Below are 16,100 nucleotides of genomic sequence, written 5' to 3' on the forward strand. Positions count from 1 at the left end.
CCACAGCCCACCCGAGTACCGACCGCCGAGGGGTCCCGTTCCGTGAGTCTGCATCCCACCCTCCAGCCCTACGCCGACGCCTGGACCCACTCCATCGAAGCGATATCCGAGCTGGTGCAGCCGCTGGTGGAGGCGGACTGGAACCGCAGGACGCCCTGCCCGGGCTGGTCGGTGCGCGACATCGTCTCGCACGTCATCGGCCTGGACTGCGAGATGTACGGCGACCCGCGCCCCATCCACACCCTCCCGCGCGACCTGTTCCACGTCACCAACGACTTCCAGCGCTACATGGAGATGCAGGTCGACGTCCGCCGCCACCACACGGCGCCGGAGATGACGTCCGAGCTGGAGTACACGGTGATCCGGCGCAACCGGCAGCTGCGCAACGAGTCACGGCAGCCCGACACGGTGGTGCGCGGCCCGCTCGGCACCGAACTCACCCTGGAGGAGTCGATGCGCGGCCACGCGTTCAACGTGTGGGTGCACGAGCAGGACCTGCGCGCCGCCCTCGGCCGCCCCGGCAACCTCGACTCCCCCGGCGCGCACATCGCCCGTGACGAGCTGCTCGCCGCCCTCCCTGCGGTCGTCGCCGAGAAGGCCGACGCACCGCGCAGCTCGGCGGTCGTCTTCGACGTGCACGGCCCGATCGAGTTCCTGCGCACGATCCGCGTCGACATCCAGGGCCGCGGCACCCTGGAGACGGCGCCCGCGCTCGGCCCGGCCGCCGCCTTCACCCTCGACTGGGAGACGTATGTGCGGCTGGCCTGCGGTCGGGTGACGCCGGAGGCGGTCTCGGACCGGGTGAAGGCGGAGGGCGAGCCGGAGCTGACGGCGGCGATCCTGCGGAACTTCGCGGTGACCAGGTAGCACCGCGGCGACGTTCGGCGTCGGCGGGCCGTCGAGGCCGGCGGGTCCGGCAACGGGACGGGCCCGCCGTGTGGATCACGACGGGCCCGTACGGAGCGGAGCGGAGTGGGCGTCGGCCCAGACCTCAGCCGAGCCTGGCGAAGCCGTAGTTCAGCAGCTTCGTCGCGTCGGCGGCGCGCACCGTCGCGTTGGTGGAGGCCAGCACCGTGCCCACGACGGTCTTGCCGTTACGGGTGGCGGCGAAGACGAGGCAGTACTTCGCCTCGGGGCCGGAGCCCGTCTTCACGCCGATGGTGCCGCTGTAGCTGCTCAGCAGCGTGTTGGTGTTGGTCCAGGCCGCCATGGTGCGGGTGGAGCCGGTCTTGGTGATGGTCTTGGCGGTGTAGGACTTCGTCTTGACGACCGCGCGGAAGTTCGCGCTCTTCAGCGAGTTGCTGGCGAGCTTCGTCAGGTCCTTGGCCGTCGAGTAGTTCGACCCGTTGCCGATGCCGTCGAACGAGTCGAAGTGCGTGTTCGTCATGCCGAGCGTCTTCGCCTTGCTGTTCATCTTGGCGATGAAGTTCTTGACGCGGGCGGCGCGCGTCGTGCCCGTGCCGAACTTGTCGGCCAGCGCGTACGCGGCGTCGCAGCCGGACGGCAGCATCAGCCCGTAGAGCAGCTGACGGACAGTCACCTTGTCACCGACGATCAGCCGGGCGGACGACGCGCTGTTCGCCACGATGTAGTCGCTGTACGCCTTCTGGATGACGACGGTGGCGTTCAGGTTGAGGTTCGTCTGCGACAGCACGACGTTCGCCGTCATGATCTTCGTCGTGGAGCCGGTGGACAGCTTGGTGTCCATGCCCTTGTTGTAGAGCGCTGCGCCGTTCGCGTTGTTCATCACGAAGCCGGTCTTGGCGGCGATCGTGGGCGTCGCGACGGCTTGCGCAGGTGCCGCGGTGAGGGCTCCGGTCGCGAGCACTGCGGCGGCGGTGACAGCAACGGCTGCGGCCCTGCGGACTCGGACGCCCTTGATAGCGGTTATCAACTGAAATACCCCGATTACGTCGAATGCCCCTGCGATGCGGCCAAGTTGAAGGGGAAAGCAGAAGGGGCCGCATGTGTGTGACACGTAAGTAGCACAGAAAGTTGTGCGGCTGCTGGACCGAATTTCCGATTACTTGGCGAGGCTCTTACCTGCGCCTGACGCGGATCGCACGATCGGTCCCGGCACCGCCCCGTTTCCGGTCCCGCAATGTGGACCGGTCCCCCGATGCGTACGTGTTGTATCTATCCTGTGGACATGCCGTCGTCCGCCCCGCCCGCCCCCGTTACGACCCCCACTCCGACGCCCGCTCCGACGCCCGCTCCGACGCCCGCTCCCGTCAAGCAGCCGCCCGCCGCCGACCGCGTGTACGCCCACGTCAAGCAGGGTGTCCTGGACCGCCGCTACGAGGGCGGCACCCTCCTCACCGAGGGCGAGCTGGCCGAGGCCGTGGGGGTCTCGCGCACACCGGTGCGGGAGGCGCTGCTGCGCCTGGAGGTGGAGGGGCTGATCAAGCTCTACCCGAAGAAGGGCGCCCTGGTCCTGCCGGTCTCCGCGCAGGAGATCGCGGACGTCGTGGAGACCCGCCTGTTGGTCGAGGAGCACGCGGCGCGCAAGGCCGTCCCCGCGCCGGCCGCTCTCATCGAACGCCTGGAAGAGCTGCTGGCGAAGCAGAAGGAGCAGGCCGCGGCGGGCGACCTGGCCGGGGCCGCGGTGACGGACCGCTGTTTCCACGCGGAGATAGTCCGCAACGGCGGCAACGAGATCCTGTCCCGGCTCTACGACCAACTCCGCGACCGGCAGCTGCGGATGGGCGTCGCCATCATGCACTCGCACCCCGACCGGATCGCCAAGACGCTCACCGAGCACGAGGAGATCCTCCAGGCGCTGCGCTCCGGCGACGCGGAGGGCGCCGTCAGGATCGTGCACCGGCACGTCGACTGGTTCTCCCACCTGGCCCGCGGGGAGGTCCGATGAGCGCCGGCGCCCGCCGCCTGAACTCCACCCTTCCGGGTGACCCGCCGGGCGGACGGCGTGCGATGGCCGTCTGGGGGATCGGCGTCTCCGTCTACTTCGTCGCGGTCATCTTCCGTACGTCGCTGGGGGTGGCCGGCCTCGATGCCGCCGACCGCTTCCACGTGAACGCCTCGGCGCTGTCCACGTTCTCGATCCTCCAGCTCCTGGTCTACGCGGGCATGCAGATACCCGTGGGCCTGCTGGTCGACCGGCTCGGTACCAAGAAGGTGCTGACCATCGGCGTCGTGCTGTTCACCGCCGGCCAGCTCGGCTTCGCCTTCTCCCCGTCCTACGGCACCGCCCTCGCCTCCCGCGCGCTGCTCGGCTGCGGCGACGCGATGACGTTCATCAGCGTGCTGCGGCTGGGCAGCAGGTGGTTCCCGGCGCGCCGCGGACCGATGGTCGCCCAGCTGGCCGGTCTGGCGGGCATGGCGGGCAACCTGGTCTCCACGCTCGTCCTGGCCCGCCTCCTGCACGGCATCGGCTGGACGGCCGCCTTCGCGGGCAGCGCGCTGGCGGGAGTCGTCGTCCTGGTCCTCCTGCTGCTCTTCCTGAAGGACCACCCAGAGGGCCACGAGCCCGAGCCGTTCCCGCACCGGGGCGCGGCGTACGTCCGCCGTCAGATCGTCGAGTCCTGGCGTGAGCCGGGGACCCGGCTGGGGCTGTGGGTGCACTTCACCACCCAGTTCCCGGCGATGGTGTTCCTGCTCCTGTGGGGCCTGCCGTTCCTGGTGCAGGCACAGGGCCTGTCCCGGGCGACGGCCGGTGAACTCCTCACCCTGGTGGTGCTGTCCAACATGCTCGTGGGCCTGGTCTACGGCCAGATCGTCGCCCGCCACCACGAGGCGCGGCTGCCGCTGGCCCTGGGCACGGTGGGCGCGACGGCCCTGACGTGGGCGACGACGCTGGCCTACCCGGGCGAACGGGCGCCGACGTGGCTCCTGGTGACGCTCTGCGCGGTCCTCGGCGCATGCGGCCCCGCCTCCATGCTCGGCTTCGACTTCGCCCGCCCGGCCAACCCGCCCGAGCGTCAGGGCACGGCCTCCGGCATCACGAACATGGGTGGTTTCGTGGCGTCGATGACGACGCTCTTCACGATCGGCGTGCTCCTGGACGCGACCGGCGACGACTACACGATCGCCTTCTCCTGCGTCTTCGTCCTCCAGGCCCTCGGCATCAGCCAGATCCTGCGCCTGCGCAAGCGAGCGGCCCGCCGGGAACGCGAACGCCTGGTGGCCAGCCGCGTGGAGACGGTGCACGTGCCCGTATAGGGGCGCGCGCGACCGCCGCCATGGCCACGGCACGGGGACGGGCATGGGTACGGGACGGGCACGGGCACGGGCACGGGCACGGGTACGGGCACGGGTACGGGTACGGGTACGGGCACGGCGCCTCGCGAAATCCGGTTGTCCGGACGCCCGTTCGACCTCTACCGTCACGTCTCATCGACGTGTAGCTCAGTAGCCAGAGCACCGGGCTCCAGACCCGGAGGGCGCGGGGGCGGAACCCGCCACGTCGGCTCATCGGCGTGTAGCTCAGCAGCAGAGCACCGGGCTCGGGACCCGGAGGGCGCGGGGGCAGCACCCGCCATGCCGGCTATGAACGACGACGCTGACCAGCAGCATCCGGCCCCGGCAACCCCGCAGACCAACCCCGGCTACGCCGCCGGCCAACTCGCCAAGGCGCTCACGACCGCGCTCACCCACGACGACCCCGACACCCGCAACCGGGCCGCGGAACGGCAGCGAGCGTGGCGGTCCGTGCTGGCCGGCATGGCGAACGGGCTGCTCCGCATCGGCTCCCGCACCCCCGTCGAGGGACTGCCCGCGTGGGTCACCCCCGCGGTGCTCCGTGGCGGCTTCGCGACCGCCGAGCCGAGCGCCGGCGGCCCCCTGACGAAGTACGAGGTCGAGGCCGCGCGCCGGGCCGGAGTCCCGCAGCACCGGCGGGCACTGTTCGCGTACTGGCTGTCCGAGGACGGGCTGGCGCAGCTCTGCGGACTTCTCGACAGCGGACGGTACGAGGTGACCGTCCCCGAGGAGGCCGCCCTGCTCACCGTGGCCTGGCTGGCCCGGGCCGGGGAGACGGACGCGGCGCTCACGCTCGTCGAGGAACTCGCGCCGTTCGCGGATCGACTGCGGTTCACACCACGCCCGGCCGACCGCCCGGCGCCCGACACGGCGACGGTCCACCGCCGGACCGTCGCCGAGGCCGGTCGGACCCTGGCGCGACGGAGGACCAACGCGGCGGTGGAGACCCAGCGGGAGGCCCTGGCGGTCTGGCAGCCGTTCGGCGACGAACTCCTCGCGCACTGGCTGGAGACCGCCGACGCCGGGCAGCCCGACGCCGGACAGCCCACCCGGGTGGGGACGCGCGTCCCCGACGACGCCTGGCACGAGCGCGGCGCCGAACTGCTGCGCCGCTACCGCGACCTGGCCCGCCGCCACACCCTCTGCACCAAGCACCTGAAACCGAAGGAGAACCTGGCGATCCTGCGCGGGGCCCTGGAGGAGACCGTCGCCGGGCGGGAGTTGGACGGCCGCGGGCTCGGACTGCTGCGGCACGCCGTCACCTCCATGGTGCGGCGGCGCGGGCTGCCCGGCTCGACGGAGCTCCGGTCACTGCGCCGGGAACAGGCCGCCCAGGCCGCGCTGCCCTCGCACCACGCGCTGGCCCAGCTGGTGCTGCGCCGACTGTCCGGGCTGGACCAGCAGGCGGGCGTGGCCGAGGTCGCGCCGCTGGTCGCCCCGGTGAGCGGCGAGGAGGCGCGGGAGAGCGGGCTGCCCGCGGGAGCCGTCGTCCCGGCCGGTGTCCGCCGTCCCGTCGAGGCCGCGCTGAGCGCGCCCCTCGGCACGCTGGTGGAACGCGGGATCGTACCGTCGGCGGAGGTGCTGGCGGAGCTCGTCCCGCAGCTCGTCGGCGTCACCACCGCGCAGGCCTATCCCGACCCGGCCCTGCGGACGCTGGCGGCGGCCCACCACCGGGCGTTCGCGGGCCGCCGTTCGCTGCTGCTGCTCAGCCTCCAGCGGCAGGTACGGGCGGAGGAACTGCCGTGGGTGCGGGCGGTGGCCGGGCAGCGCACGGACCCCGAGGCGGGCGAGGTGTCGGTCCGCGCACTGCGGCAGCTCGGCGAGCTGGCCGTGCAGGCCTTTCCCGGCACGCTCCTGCCCAACCCCCTGATCCGCGAGCTGTCCGTCCTGGCCCGCCAGGCCGAGCTGGGCGCGCCTCTGGTCGAGGAGCTGGCCGCCGACATCTTCATGGGCACGTTCACCCCGAAGTTCCTCACCGCGGCCCGGGTCGCGGCGGAACTGCTGGGCGGCGACTCGCTCTACGAGCGCTACTACGGCATCGACTACGGGGCCGTCCGCAATCTGGCGATCGTCGAGACCGGAGAGGCGCTGTCCCGGTCGTACGGGGCGAGGACCTCGCCCGGGTTCGCGAAGCTGTGCGTCGAGCGGGCCCAAGACGCCTCGTCCTCGTCCGACCGGCGGCACGGACACGGGTCGCCGGCCGCCAACGGCATGGTGATCGAGCAGGCGCAGATCCTCACCACGCACAACCTGGCCACGCTGGTCCACCGGGTGGGCATCACCCCGGCCGTGGGCTGGGAGGACCTGGCCCGGCGCTGCTTCGTCACCGTGTGCCGACTGACCACCCGTGTGCAGGCCAACCCGCGCCCGCTGCCCACGATCAAGGACGTGGCCTACGCCTGGCGGCAGCTGCTGTTCCACCTGTCCCTGTGCACGCCCGACGAGCGGACCCGCACCCTCGCCTGGCTGCCCGGGGAACTCACCCGCCACCCCGCCCATGTGACGGCCCGGCTGGCTCCTGCCCTGACCGGACTGCACCAGGTCGCCGAGGGCGGCCGCCCGGACGAGGGCACGGGCCGCCTGCTCCTCGGCTGGACGACGGACGACCACTGGCTCCGCGCGGAGCCGGCCTCGACCGCCTGAGGTCTCCCCACTGTCGGGAGGGGCCGCGCTCCCGCTCGGGGCGCGCGGCCGTTCTCCTGGCCGCTACCCCCAGGTGATCAGCTTTTTGGGCTGTTCCAGGATGGCCGCCACGTCCGCCAGTACCTTCGAGCCCAGTTCCCCGTCGACCAGCCGGTGGTCGAAGCTCAGGGCCAGCGTCGTCACCTGACGGGGCTTCACCTTGCCCTTGTGGACCCACGGCTGGAGCCTGATCGCGCCGACCGCGAGGATCGCGGACTCGCCCGGGTTCAGGATCGGGGTGCCGGTGTCGACGCCGAAGACGCCGACGTTGGTGATGGTCACCGTGCCGCCTTGCATGGCGGCTGGGGACGTCTTGCCCTCCCTCGCCGTCGAGACCAGCTCGCCCAGGGACTCCGCCAGCTGCGGCAGCGTCTTGGCGTGGGCGTCCTTGATGTTCGGGACCAGCAGGCCCCTCGGGGTCGCGGCCGCGATGCCCAGGTTGACGTAGTGCTTGACGACGATCTCCTGCGCCGCCTCGTCCCACGACGCGTTGATCTCCGGGTTGCGCTTGATGGCGACCAGCAGCGCCCTGGCGATGAGGAGCAGCGGGTTCACCCTGAGTCCCTGCAGGTCCTTGTCCTGCTTGAGCTCCTCGACGAGCTTCAGCGTGCGCGTCACGTCGATCGTCACGAACTCCGTGACGTGCGGCGCGGTGAACGCCGAGCCGACCATCGCCAGCGCCGTCGCCTTACGGACACCCTTGACCGCGATACGCGTCTCCCGGGCCGCGTCGTACGACGGTACGGGGACTGCCGTGGGCGCGGGGGCCGTGACCGGGGCCTGCGGCGCCGGTGCCTGCGGCTCGGCTGCCGGAGCCGCCGTCGGAGCCGCCGTCGGAGCCGCTGTCGGGGCCGCCGCCGCGTGGACGTCCTCGCGGGTGATGATGCCGTCCGGGCCGGACGGGACCACCGTGGCGAGGTCGACGCCCAGGTCCTTGGCCAGCTTGCGCACCGGCGGCTTGGCCAGCGGGCGGTCCTTCAGGGCCGGCCCGCTGCCGTGGCCGTTGAGCTCGGTCTGGATCGGGTCCGCGACCTGCGGCACCGCGATGTCCGGGCCCTTGCGCGGCCGGCGCTTCGTGGAGGAGGCGGCCACGCCGTACCCGACGAGAACCGGCTGGCGGCCCGCACCCGCCGGCTTCGCCGCCTGGGCCTTCCCCGCATCCGGCGTCGCCGTCCCGGGCTGCTTCTGCGGGGCGGCCGGCGCCTGCGCGGGAGCCTGCGCCGGCACCTCGGCGACCGGGGCGACCGGGGCGTCGCCCGCCCTGCCCGCCCCGCCGGCCACGTCCACCGCGATGATCGACGTGCCCACGTCGACCGTGGTGCCCTCGGGGAAGTGCAGTTCGCGGACCACCCCGTCGTAGGGGATGGGCAGTTCGACGGCGGCCTTGGCCGTCTCGACCTCGCACACCACCTGGCCGTCCGTCACCGTGTCGCCGGGCTGGACGTACCACTTGAGGATCTCGGCCTCGGTGAGCCCCTCACCCACGTCGGGCATCTTGAACTCGCGTACGGACGCTTCCGTCATCGTCGTCACGACCCTCTCCTCAGTACGCCAGGGCACGGTCGACGGCGTCGAGCACCCGGTCCAGACCAGGCAGGTACTCCTCCTCCAGGCGCGCCGGCGGGTACGGGGCGTGATAGCCGCCGACCCTGAGGACCGGTGCCTCCAGGTGGTAGAAGCAGCGCTCGGTGATCCGGGCGGCGATCTCCGCGCCCGAGCCGAAGAACACCGGCGCCTCGTGGACGACGACCAGACGGCGTGTCTTCTCCACGGACGTCTGGATCGAGTCGAAGTCCAGCGGGGACACCGAGCGCAGGTCCAGGACCTCCAGGTTCTTGCCCTCCTCGGCGGCCGCGTCGGCGACCTCCTGGCAGAGCTTCACCATCGGGCCGTAGGCGACGAGGGTGAGGTCGGCGCCCTCACGGACGACCCTGGCCTTGTGCAGAGGGCCGGGGATCGCCTCGGTGTTGACCTCGGCCTTGTCCCAGTAGCGCCGCTTGGGCTCGAAGAAGATCACCGGGTCGTCGCTCTGGATGGCCTGCTGCATCATCCAGTACGCGTCGGACGCGTTCGACGGGGAGACGATCTTCAGGCCCGACACATGCGCGAAGAGGGCTTCCGGCGACTCCGAGTGGTGCTCGACCGCGCCGATGCCGCCGCCGTAGGGGATGCGGACGACGACCGGGAGCTTGACCTTGCCGAGCGAACGCGCGTGCATCTTCGCGAGCTGCGTGACGATCTGGTCGTAGGCCGGGAAGACGAAGCCGTCGAACTGGATCTCCACGACCGGCCGGTAGCCGCGCAGGGCCAGGCCGATCGCGGTGCCGACGATGCCGGACTCGGCGAGCGGGGTGTCGATGACGCGGCTCTCGCCGAAGTCCTTCTGCAGCCCGTCCGTCACCCGGAAGACGCCGCCGAGCTTGCCGACGTCCTCGCCCATGATCAGGACCTTGGGGTCGGCCTCCAGGGCGTGCCGCAGCGACTCGTTGATCGCCTTGGCCAGGGCCAGGTTCTTCGAAGCCGCAGCCTTGGCTGTCGCGGTCTCGGTCATCTCACTTACCCCCGTCTTCGTCCGCGAACGACGCCTGGTAGGCGGCGAACTGGGCCCGCTCCTCGTCGACGAGCGCATGCCCGTCGGCGTACACGTTCTCGAAGATGGCGAAGTGGTCCGGGTCCGGCATGGCGCGGACCGCTTCGCGCACTCGCCTGCCCAACGCCTCGCTCTCCGCTTCGAGTTCCGCGAAGAATCCCTCGTCCGTGTGGTTTGAGGCCTCCAGGTGGCGGCGAAGGCGCAGGATCGGGTCCTTCGCCTCCCATGCCTCCCGCTCCTCGTCGGCGCGGTACTTCGTCGGATCGTCGGAGGTGGTGTGCGCGCCCATGCGGTACGTGTACGCCTCGACGAGGGTGGGGCCCTCGCCGTCGCGGGCCCGCTCCAGCGCCCACTTGGTGACCGCGAGGCAGGCCAGGACGTCGTTGCCGTCGACGCGGACGCCCGGGAAGCCGTAGCCCTGCGCGCGCTGGTAGAGCGGCACCCGGGTCTGCTTCTCGGTGGGCTCGGAGATCGCCCACTGGTTGTTCTGGCAGAAGAACACGACGGGCGCGTTGTACACCGCGGAGAAGGTGAACGATTCGGCCACGTCGCCCTGGCTGCTCGCGCCGTCGCCGAAGTAGGCGATGACCGCGCTGTCCGCGCCGTCCTTGGCGATGCCCATCGCGTAGCCGGTCGCGTGCAGCGTCTGGGAGCCGATGACGATCGTGTAGAGGTGGAAGTTGTTGCTGTTGGGGTCCCAGCCGCCGTTGTTCACGCCACGGAACATGCCGAGCAGGTTGGTCGGGTCGACCCCACGACACCAGGCGACGCCGTGCTCACGGTAGGTAGGGAAGACGTAGTCGTCCTCGCGGGTGGCGCGGCCGGAGCCGATCTGGGCGGCCTCCTGGCCGAGCAGTGAGGCCCACAGGCCCAGTTCGCCCTGGCGCTGCAGGGCGGTGGCCTCGGCGTCGAAGCGGCGGGTGAGCACCATGTCGCGGTAGAGGCCGCGAAGGTCTTCGGGGGTGATGTCGGCGACGTACTTGGCGTACTCCGCGTTCCTGCTGTTCTTGACCCGCTTGCCCTCCGGCGTCAGCAGCTGCACGAGCTCGGGCTCGGCGCTCTTCCTCGCGGTGGTGCCTGTGGTGCGTGTGGTGCGGGTGGTGCGCTCGGTGCCGGTGGCGCCGGCCTTGCCTCCGGCGCTGCGTCGCGGCTTGCGCGCGGCAGTGCTCTCCACGGTCACGTGTGCTCCTCCGTCGGTCCGGCCCCCGGGGTTGCCGGGTCACCAGTGCGGCTCACCTGTTTCCGACACCCGTTGCACGGGGTGGGTGCCACTCGGCCGGAACAGGCGTGACAGGTGCCCCGGCGAGCGCCCTGCAATCAACACGTTACCCAGTGCTCCACATATCTGTGAAACCCCTCCTGACCTGCGTTTTTGCTTGGATTTCCAAGTAAATCGGCAAAGTCGGGAAGATTCCTGGTCACAGCCTTGCAGGAGGCCGGAGCAACGGCACGTTATCCCGGCCGGGCAGGCCACGGGAAGAGTCGGTTTTCGAGACCGACCGGGTGAGCGGCGGACGACGCCCTGGGCTCCGCGGGAAAACGCGCACGCGCGCGTGGAGCCCTGTTAGGCCCACGCGCGCGTGGCTGACGAGACGGCGTATGCCGGTTCAGTTACCGAGGTTCCCGAGAGTGGTCCCCTGGTCGGTGCCGCTGGTGGTGCCCTGCGTCGTGCCCTCGCTGGTCCCGCCGTCCGCTCCCGGGGCCGTCGACACCGGGGTGCTCGGCTCCTCGGACGGCTTGGTCTCCGACGGGTCGGGGGACGGCGCCGAGGAGGCCGACTGCGACTGGCTGTACGTCGGCTTGTCCGACGGCGTGTACGGCGGCGAGTAGTCCGAGTCGGAGTTCGAACCGGTGCTGTCGTCCGTGCTGTCGTCGGTGGCCGTCTCGGACGGCTCGTCGCTCGGCGTCGCGCTGGGCGAGGTCGCGGCCGACGGCGAACTGGACGGCGACTTCGACGTCTCGCTGCCGCCGCTGCCGTCCCCCTTGGTGTTCAGGGCGAGTGCGACGCCCGCGGCGATGGCGATCACCGCGAGGACGGCCAGGATCCACAGCTTGCCGCGGCCGCTGCCCCTGTTGCCATGGTTCTCGAAACCGCCGTCGTCACCGCCGCCGTAGCCCGTGGGCAGGATCGGCTGCGGGATCTGCGAGGTGCTGGAGCCGTCGACGCCGTGCGGCAGCACGGTCGTGCTCGCGAAGCCGCCGGAGGGCGTGCCGCGGCCATCGTGCGCGCCGACCGCGCCGACCGGGCCGACCGGGCCGGTGTTCCAGGTGCCGGTGTGACCGCCCTGGTCGTACAGCATCTGCAGCCCGTACTGGACGAGGCCGCGCATCTCCTCCGCCGTCTGGAACCGGTCGTCCGGGTCCTTGGCCAGGGAGCGCATGACGAGACCGTCGAGCTCCGGCGGGCACTCCCCGTCCGAGGTCTGCGACGGCGGCACCGGGATGTCCTGCACATGCTGGTAGACCACCGACAACGGTGTCTCGCCCGTGAACGGGGGCCGCAGCGCGAGGAGTTCGTACAGCAGGCAGCCCGTGGCGTACAGGTCGGAGCGGTGGTCGACGGCCTTGCCGAGCGCCTGCTCCGGCGAGAGGTACTGCGGGGTGCCCATGACCATGCCGGTCTGCGTCATCGTCGTGGACGCGCCGTGCAGGGCGCGCGCGATGCCGAAGTCCATCACCTTGACCGCGCCGTTGTGCGTGATGATGACGTTCGCCGGCTTGATGTCGCGGTGCACGATGCCGTGCTGGTGCGAGTAGGCGAGCGCCTCCAGGACCCCGGAGACGATGATCAGTGCCTGCTCGGGGCCGGGCGCCTCGGCGTTGAGGAGAAGGTCGCGGATCGTGCGCCCCTCGACGATCTCCATCACGATGTACGGCACGCTCTGGCCGCCCACGAAGTCCTCACCGGAGTCGTACACGGCGACGATCGCATGGTGGTTGAGGCCGGCCACCGACTGGGCCTCGCGCGTGAAGCGGGCCTTGGACACGGGGTCCTCGGCGAGGTCGGCGCGCAGCAGCTTGACCGCGACGGTCCGTCCGAGGCGCACGTCCTCGGCCGCGAACACCTCGGCCATGCCGCCCCGGCCGAGTCTGCGGGTCAGCCGGTATCGGCCGTCCCCAACCAGCCCGCCGTTGCCCCAGTTCTCCGGCGCATCTGACATACCGCCGCCAGTCGCCTCGGGGTCGGACGGGCCCTGAGCGCGCTGCTGTGCCATCAGTCCTCGCCGTCGTTTCTGCCCGCGGTGCGCGCGGTGTTGTTACGGTCTCCGTCGGCCACGCTACAGCCTCTGCGCAAGCCGCCGGTCCGGGACGATCCCCCCAACGATGCCCCGGGCGGTCCCCGGGCGCCGGTCCGGGTCGGACCGGCCATGAAACCCGTACGCCGTACCGACGTGCAAATTCTGTGTACCGGCGGTACGGCACCTGTAACTCTTCCGCGACGCTTCTTTCTCGTAGGGTCACGGAACGGGCACCGAGCTTGACGTGTCAGTGCCCTACGGCAGACTTGGCCGGGAATAGCTCTTTCGATCAACGAATAAGTCAACGGCGCCTGAGGGCCTACGGGGGACGCAGAACATGAGCCAGGACGGCGCGCAGGGCCGGTACGCGGGACGGGCGCTCGCCGCGGGCCGCTATCAGCTGCGCGACTTGCTCGGCGAGGGCGGCATGGCCTCGGTGCACCTCGCCTACGACGCCGTGCTCGACCGTCAGGTCGCGGTGAAGACCCTGCACACCGAACTGGGCCGTGAGCAGGCCTTCCGTGAGCGCTTCCGCCGCGAGGCCCAGGCCGTGGCCAAACTCACGCACACCAACATCGTCTCCGTCTTCGACACCGGCGAGGACGAGGTCGAGGGGCTGACGACGCCGTACATCGTCATGGAGTACATCGAGGGCCGCCCGCTCGGCTCCGTGCTCGACGAGGACGTGCGGCAGCAGGGCGCGATGCCCGCCGACAAGGCGCTGAAGATCACCGCGGACGTGCTGGCGGCGCTGGAGATCAGCCACGAGATGGGGCTCGTCCACCGCGACATCAAGCCCGGCAACGTGATGATGACCAAGCGCGGCGTCGTCAAGGTGATGGACTTCGGCATCGCGCGCGCCATGCAGTCCGGCGTCACCTCGATGACCCAGACCGGCATGGTCGTCGGCACCCCGCAGTACCTCTCGCCCGAACAGGCCCTGGGGCGTGGGGTGGACGCCCGGTCCGACCTCTACTCGGTCGGCATCATGCTGTTCCAACTCGTCACCGGGCGGCTGCCGTTCGAGGCGGATTCACCGCTTGCGATCGCGTACGCGCATGTGCAGGAGGAGCCGGTGGCACCCTCCTCGATCAACCGGGCGCTGCCCCCGGCCGTGGACGCGCTGATCACCCGCGCGCTGAAGAAGAACCCGAACGAGCGCTTCCCGACCGCCGTCGCCATGCGCGACGAGTGCCTGCGCGTCGCCGCCTCCTTCCAGCCGGCCCCGCCGAGCATCGTCCCGGGCGCGCCGACGTCGAGCGGCGCGGGCGTCGGCTCCGCGGTGTTCCCGCCGGTCGGCCAGGGCACCCCGGCGCCCCAGGCGGGCGTCCAGACGCCCTACCAGCCGGCCCCGACTCCGAACCCGTACGGCGCCCCGACGCCGTCCCCGTCCTACGGTTACCCGCAGCAGGGCGGCTACCAGACGCCCGCTCCGGCGTACGGCCACCAGCAGGCGCCGCACACCCCGCCCGCGTACAACCTCGCCCCGCAGCCGTCGACCACGGCGTCCTCGGGCGGCGGCAGCCGCAAGAACAACAGGACGGTGCTCATCGGCTCGGCCGTCGTCGCCGTGGTGGCGGTCGGCGGTCTCATCACCAGCCTCATGCTGAGCGGCGGCAGTTCCGACGACTCCAAGGGCGGCACGACCAGCGCCTCGCCGTCGGCGACGAAGGCGGCCAACTACCGCGGGCCGGACACCTCCAAGACGATCGAGTCGACCGCGTGCTCCGAGCCGGAGGAGTCGTACAACGACCCCGCCAAAATCCGGGTGCCGAACTTCAAGTTCAAGTACATCGGCTCGGTCAAGGCGTGTTTCCAGGCCGCCGGCTGGCCGTACAAAATCACGAAGGTGGACGAGAACACCTACGGCGACGGGGCGGTCATGGACCAGTTCCCCTCCGCCGGAACGGACGTCGACCCGAAGAGCATGCCCGAGATCGAACTCAAGGTCTCCTCGGGCAACCCGGCGTCGTGACGCCATGACCCCGTCGAGAAGGGCCCGGCGTTCACGCCGGGCCCTTCCTTTGTGTACGTCTACGGGTACGGGGCTGCGGCCTACAGGTACGGTCCGCCCGTGCGGCCGCCCGCGCGTGGGTCGTCGGCGCCCTCGTGGCTCACACCTGGCGGCAGCGCGCGGCGCATCTGCTCCAACTGGGCGCGCGCGGCCATCTGCTGGGCGAAGAGGGTCGTCTGGATGCCGTGGAACAGGCCCTCCAGCCAGCCGACCAACTGAGCCTGCGCGATGCGCAGTTCCGCGTCGCTCGGGGTCGAGTCCTCGTTGAACGGCAGCGACAGCCGCTCCAGCTCCTCGACCAGCTCCGGCGCCAGGCCGTCCTCCAGTTCCTTCACCGAGCTCGCGTGGATCTCCTTCAGCCGGGCCCGGCTCGCCTCGTCCAGAGGAGCCGCGCGCACCTCCTCGAGGAGCTGCTTGATCATGCTGCCGATGCGCATGACCTTCGCGGGCTGCTCGACCATCTCCGTCACCGGGATCTCGCGGGAATCCTCGTCAGCGTCGATGCCGCCGAGCGCCATGCCGTCCTGACCTACGACCAGGATCTTCTGGGCGTTCTCCGGCGACCTTTCGTTCCTCGGCATCTCCATGCCGCCATTCTCTCGCACGTCCCCACCTCATCACCGTGGTGCCCCCCATGAAAGGTGATCCACCGTTTCCGTTCGGCGTAGTCCGTAATGCGCTGATAATTCCGTGATGTGAGGCTTGTTGCGACTTTTCTTGGCAACCGGGTACCGGGAGGGGGTCACGGACGTGACTCCATGGCAGCGGGCATTGTGCGGGATGCGCGTCGGCGCGGTGGGCGCCGTGGGCGCACTGGGAGTGGTCGTACTGCCCTGCGGGGCCGCCCCGGCGTACGCGGCGGTGTCGGCGTACGGGCACGTCCCGCCGCACGTCACCGTCTCGGCGTCCGCCACCCCCACCCCCTCCTCCCCCGAAGCGGACCGGGCCGGCAGCCGCGCGGGCGAGGGCCGCGAGCGGCCCGGGCGCAAGGTCGACCAGGGGGAGGACGAGGACGAAGAGGCGCCGAATACGGCGGGGGAGGACACCGGCGAAGAGGACTCGGACGAGGAGAGCGGCGACGCGGAGGCCGGTGACGGCGACCCCACCGGATCCGAGTCCCCGCAGGCCGTCGTCGCTCCCGCGACCTCCGCGACCCCTCAGGACGCCGTGCGGCAGCCGGACGGGCAGGCGGAGCGGGCCGACGGCCCCGTGCTGCAGATCCTGCCGCTCGGCACCGGCCTCGTCCTCATCGGCCTGGGCATCGCCCTCGCCCTCGCCGCCCTACGCCTGCGCCGCGGCTAGGCACCGATCAGCACAGGCGGGCGGGGTGCGGTGCGTCCGCCGGTGTGGTGCGTCC

The 16,100-nt window shown here is 71.2% G+C and carries 12 protein-coding genes and 2 tRNA genes; 8 read left to right on the top strand and 6 right to left on the bottom strand.

Annotation, left to right across the window (positions count from 1 at the left end; genetic code table 11):
- Positions 1-42 precede the first annotated feature (42 nt).
- Entirely contained in the window at positions 43-867 is an 825-nt protein-coding gene (locus B5557_RS22120; protein ID WP_079661105.1) for a maleylpyruvate isomerase family mycothiol-dependent enzyme, read from the top strand.
- A gap of 124 nt (positions 868-991) precedes the next feature.
- Here B5557_RS22120 and B5557_RS22125 read toward each other — a convergent pair whose 3' ends face one another.
- A complete protein-coding gene (locus B5557_RS22125; RefSeq protein WP_079661106.1) occupies positions 992-1,894 on the bottom strand; it encodes a D-alanyl-D-alanine carboxypeptidase family protein in 903 nt (300 codons plus the stop codon).
- 255 nt (positions 1,895-2,149) lie between these two features.
- Here B5557_RS22125 and B5557_RS22130 point away from each other — a divergent pair, with 255 nt between their 5' ends.
- The 5 genes from B5557_RS22130 to B5557_RS22150 all read left to right on the top strand — a co-directional run bounded on the left by B5557_RS22130 (position 2,150) and on the right by B5557_RS22150 (position 6,861).
- Entirely contained in the window at positions 2,150-2,869 is a 720-nt protein-coding gene (locus B5557_RS22130; protein ID WP_231975998.1) for a GntR family transcriptional regulator, read from the top strand.
- Between the two features lie 62 nt (positions 2,870-2,931).
- The gene (locus B5557_RS22135; protein WP_079664930.1) at positions 2,932-4,179 is read left to right on the top strand and encodes an MFS transporter; all 1,248 of its coding nucleotides are present in this window, start codon (positions 2,932-2,934) and stop codon (positions 4,177-4,179) included.
- 175 nt (positions 4,180-4,354) lie between these two features.
- Positions 4,355-4,427, top strand: a tRNA-Trp gene (locus B5557_RS22140).
- A 5-nt stretch (positions 4,428-4,432) separates the two neighbouring features.
- Positions 4,433-4,504: transfer RNA gene (locus B5557_RS22145), tRNA-Pro, on the top strand.
- A 2-nt stretch (positions 4,505-4,506) separates the two neighbouring features.
- Positions 4,507-6,861, top strand: coding sequence for a hypothetical protein (locus B5557_RS22150; protein WP_079661108.1), 2,355 nt, complete (start codon positions 4,507-4,509; stop codon positions 6,859-6,861).
- A gap of 63 nt (positions 6,862-6,924) precedes the next feature.
- On the opposite strand, the gene B5557_RS22155 is transcribed toward B5557_RS22150, so the two are convergent.
- The 4 genes from B5557_RS22155 to B5557_RS22170 form a co-directional block, all read right to left on the bottom strand.
- Complete coding sequence (locus B5557_RS22155; protein WP_079661109.1) at positions 6,925-8,433, bottom strand: dihydrolipoamide acetyltransferase family protein; 1,509 nt, start codon at positions 8,431-8,433, stop codon at positions 6,925-6,927.
- A gap of 10 nt (positions 8,434-8,443) precedes the next feature.
- Positions 8,444-9,451, bottom strand: a complete 1,008-nt coding sequence (locus tag B5557_RS22160) for an alpha-ketoacid dehydrogenase subunit beta (protein ID WP_079661110.1) — start codon at positions 9,449-9,451, stop codon at positions 8,444-8,446.
- 1 nt (position 9,452) lies between these two features.
- The gene (pdhA, locus tag B5557_RS22165) at positions 9,453-10,670 is read right to left on the bottom strand and encodes a pyruvate dehydrogenase (acetyl-transferring) E1 component subunit alpha (protein WP_079661111.1); all 1,218 of its coding nucleotides are present in this window, start codon (positions 10,668-10,670) and stop codon (positions 9,453-9,455) included.
- Between the two features lie 427 nt (positions 10,671-11,097).
- A complete protein-coding gene (locus B5557_RS22170) occupies positions 11,098-12,708 on the bottom strand; it encodes a protein kinase domain-containing protein (protein WP_107472622.1) in 1,611 nt (536 codons plus the stop codon).
- Positions 12,709-13,066: 358 nt separating this feature from the next.
- Between B5557_RS22170 and B5557_RS22175 the strand changes: the two genes are divergently transcribed.
- Entirely contained in the window at positions 13,067-14,704 is a 1,638-nt protein-coding gene (locus tag B5557_RS22175) for a protein kinase domain-containing protein (protein ID WP_079661113.1), read from the top strand.
- Between the two features lie 80 nt (positions 14,705-14,784).
- Here the strand turns inward: B5557_RS22175 and B5557_RS22180 are convergent, their stop codons facing one another.
- Positions 14,785-15,330 (bottom strand): bacterial proteasome activator family protein, encoded by a 546-nt coding sequence (locus B5557_RS22180; protein ID WP_079661114.1) that lies wholly within the window; start codon positions 15,328-15,330, stop codon positions 14,785-14,787.
- A gap of 163 nt (positions 15,331-15,493) precedes the next feature.
- On the opposite strand from B5557_RS22180, the gene B5557_RS22185 reads away from it, so the two are divergent.
- Positions 15,494-16,045, top strand: a complete 552-nt coding sequence (locus B5557_RS22185) for a hypothetical protein (RefSeq protein ID WP_079661115.1) — start codon at positions 15,494-15,496, stop codon at positions 16,043-16,045.
- Positions 16,046-16,100 lie beyond the last annotated feature (55 nt).

Source organism: Streptomyces sp. 3214.6 (assembly GCF_900129855.1).
In the GTDB taxonomy this organism is placed as follows: Bacteria; Actinomycetota; Actinomycetes; order Streptomycetales; family Streptomycetaceae; genus Streptomyces; species Streptomyces soliscabiei.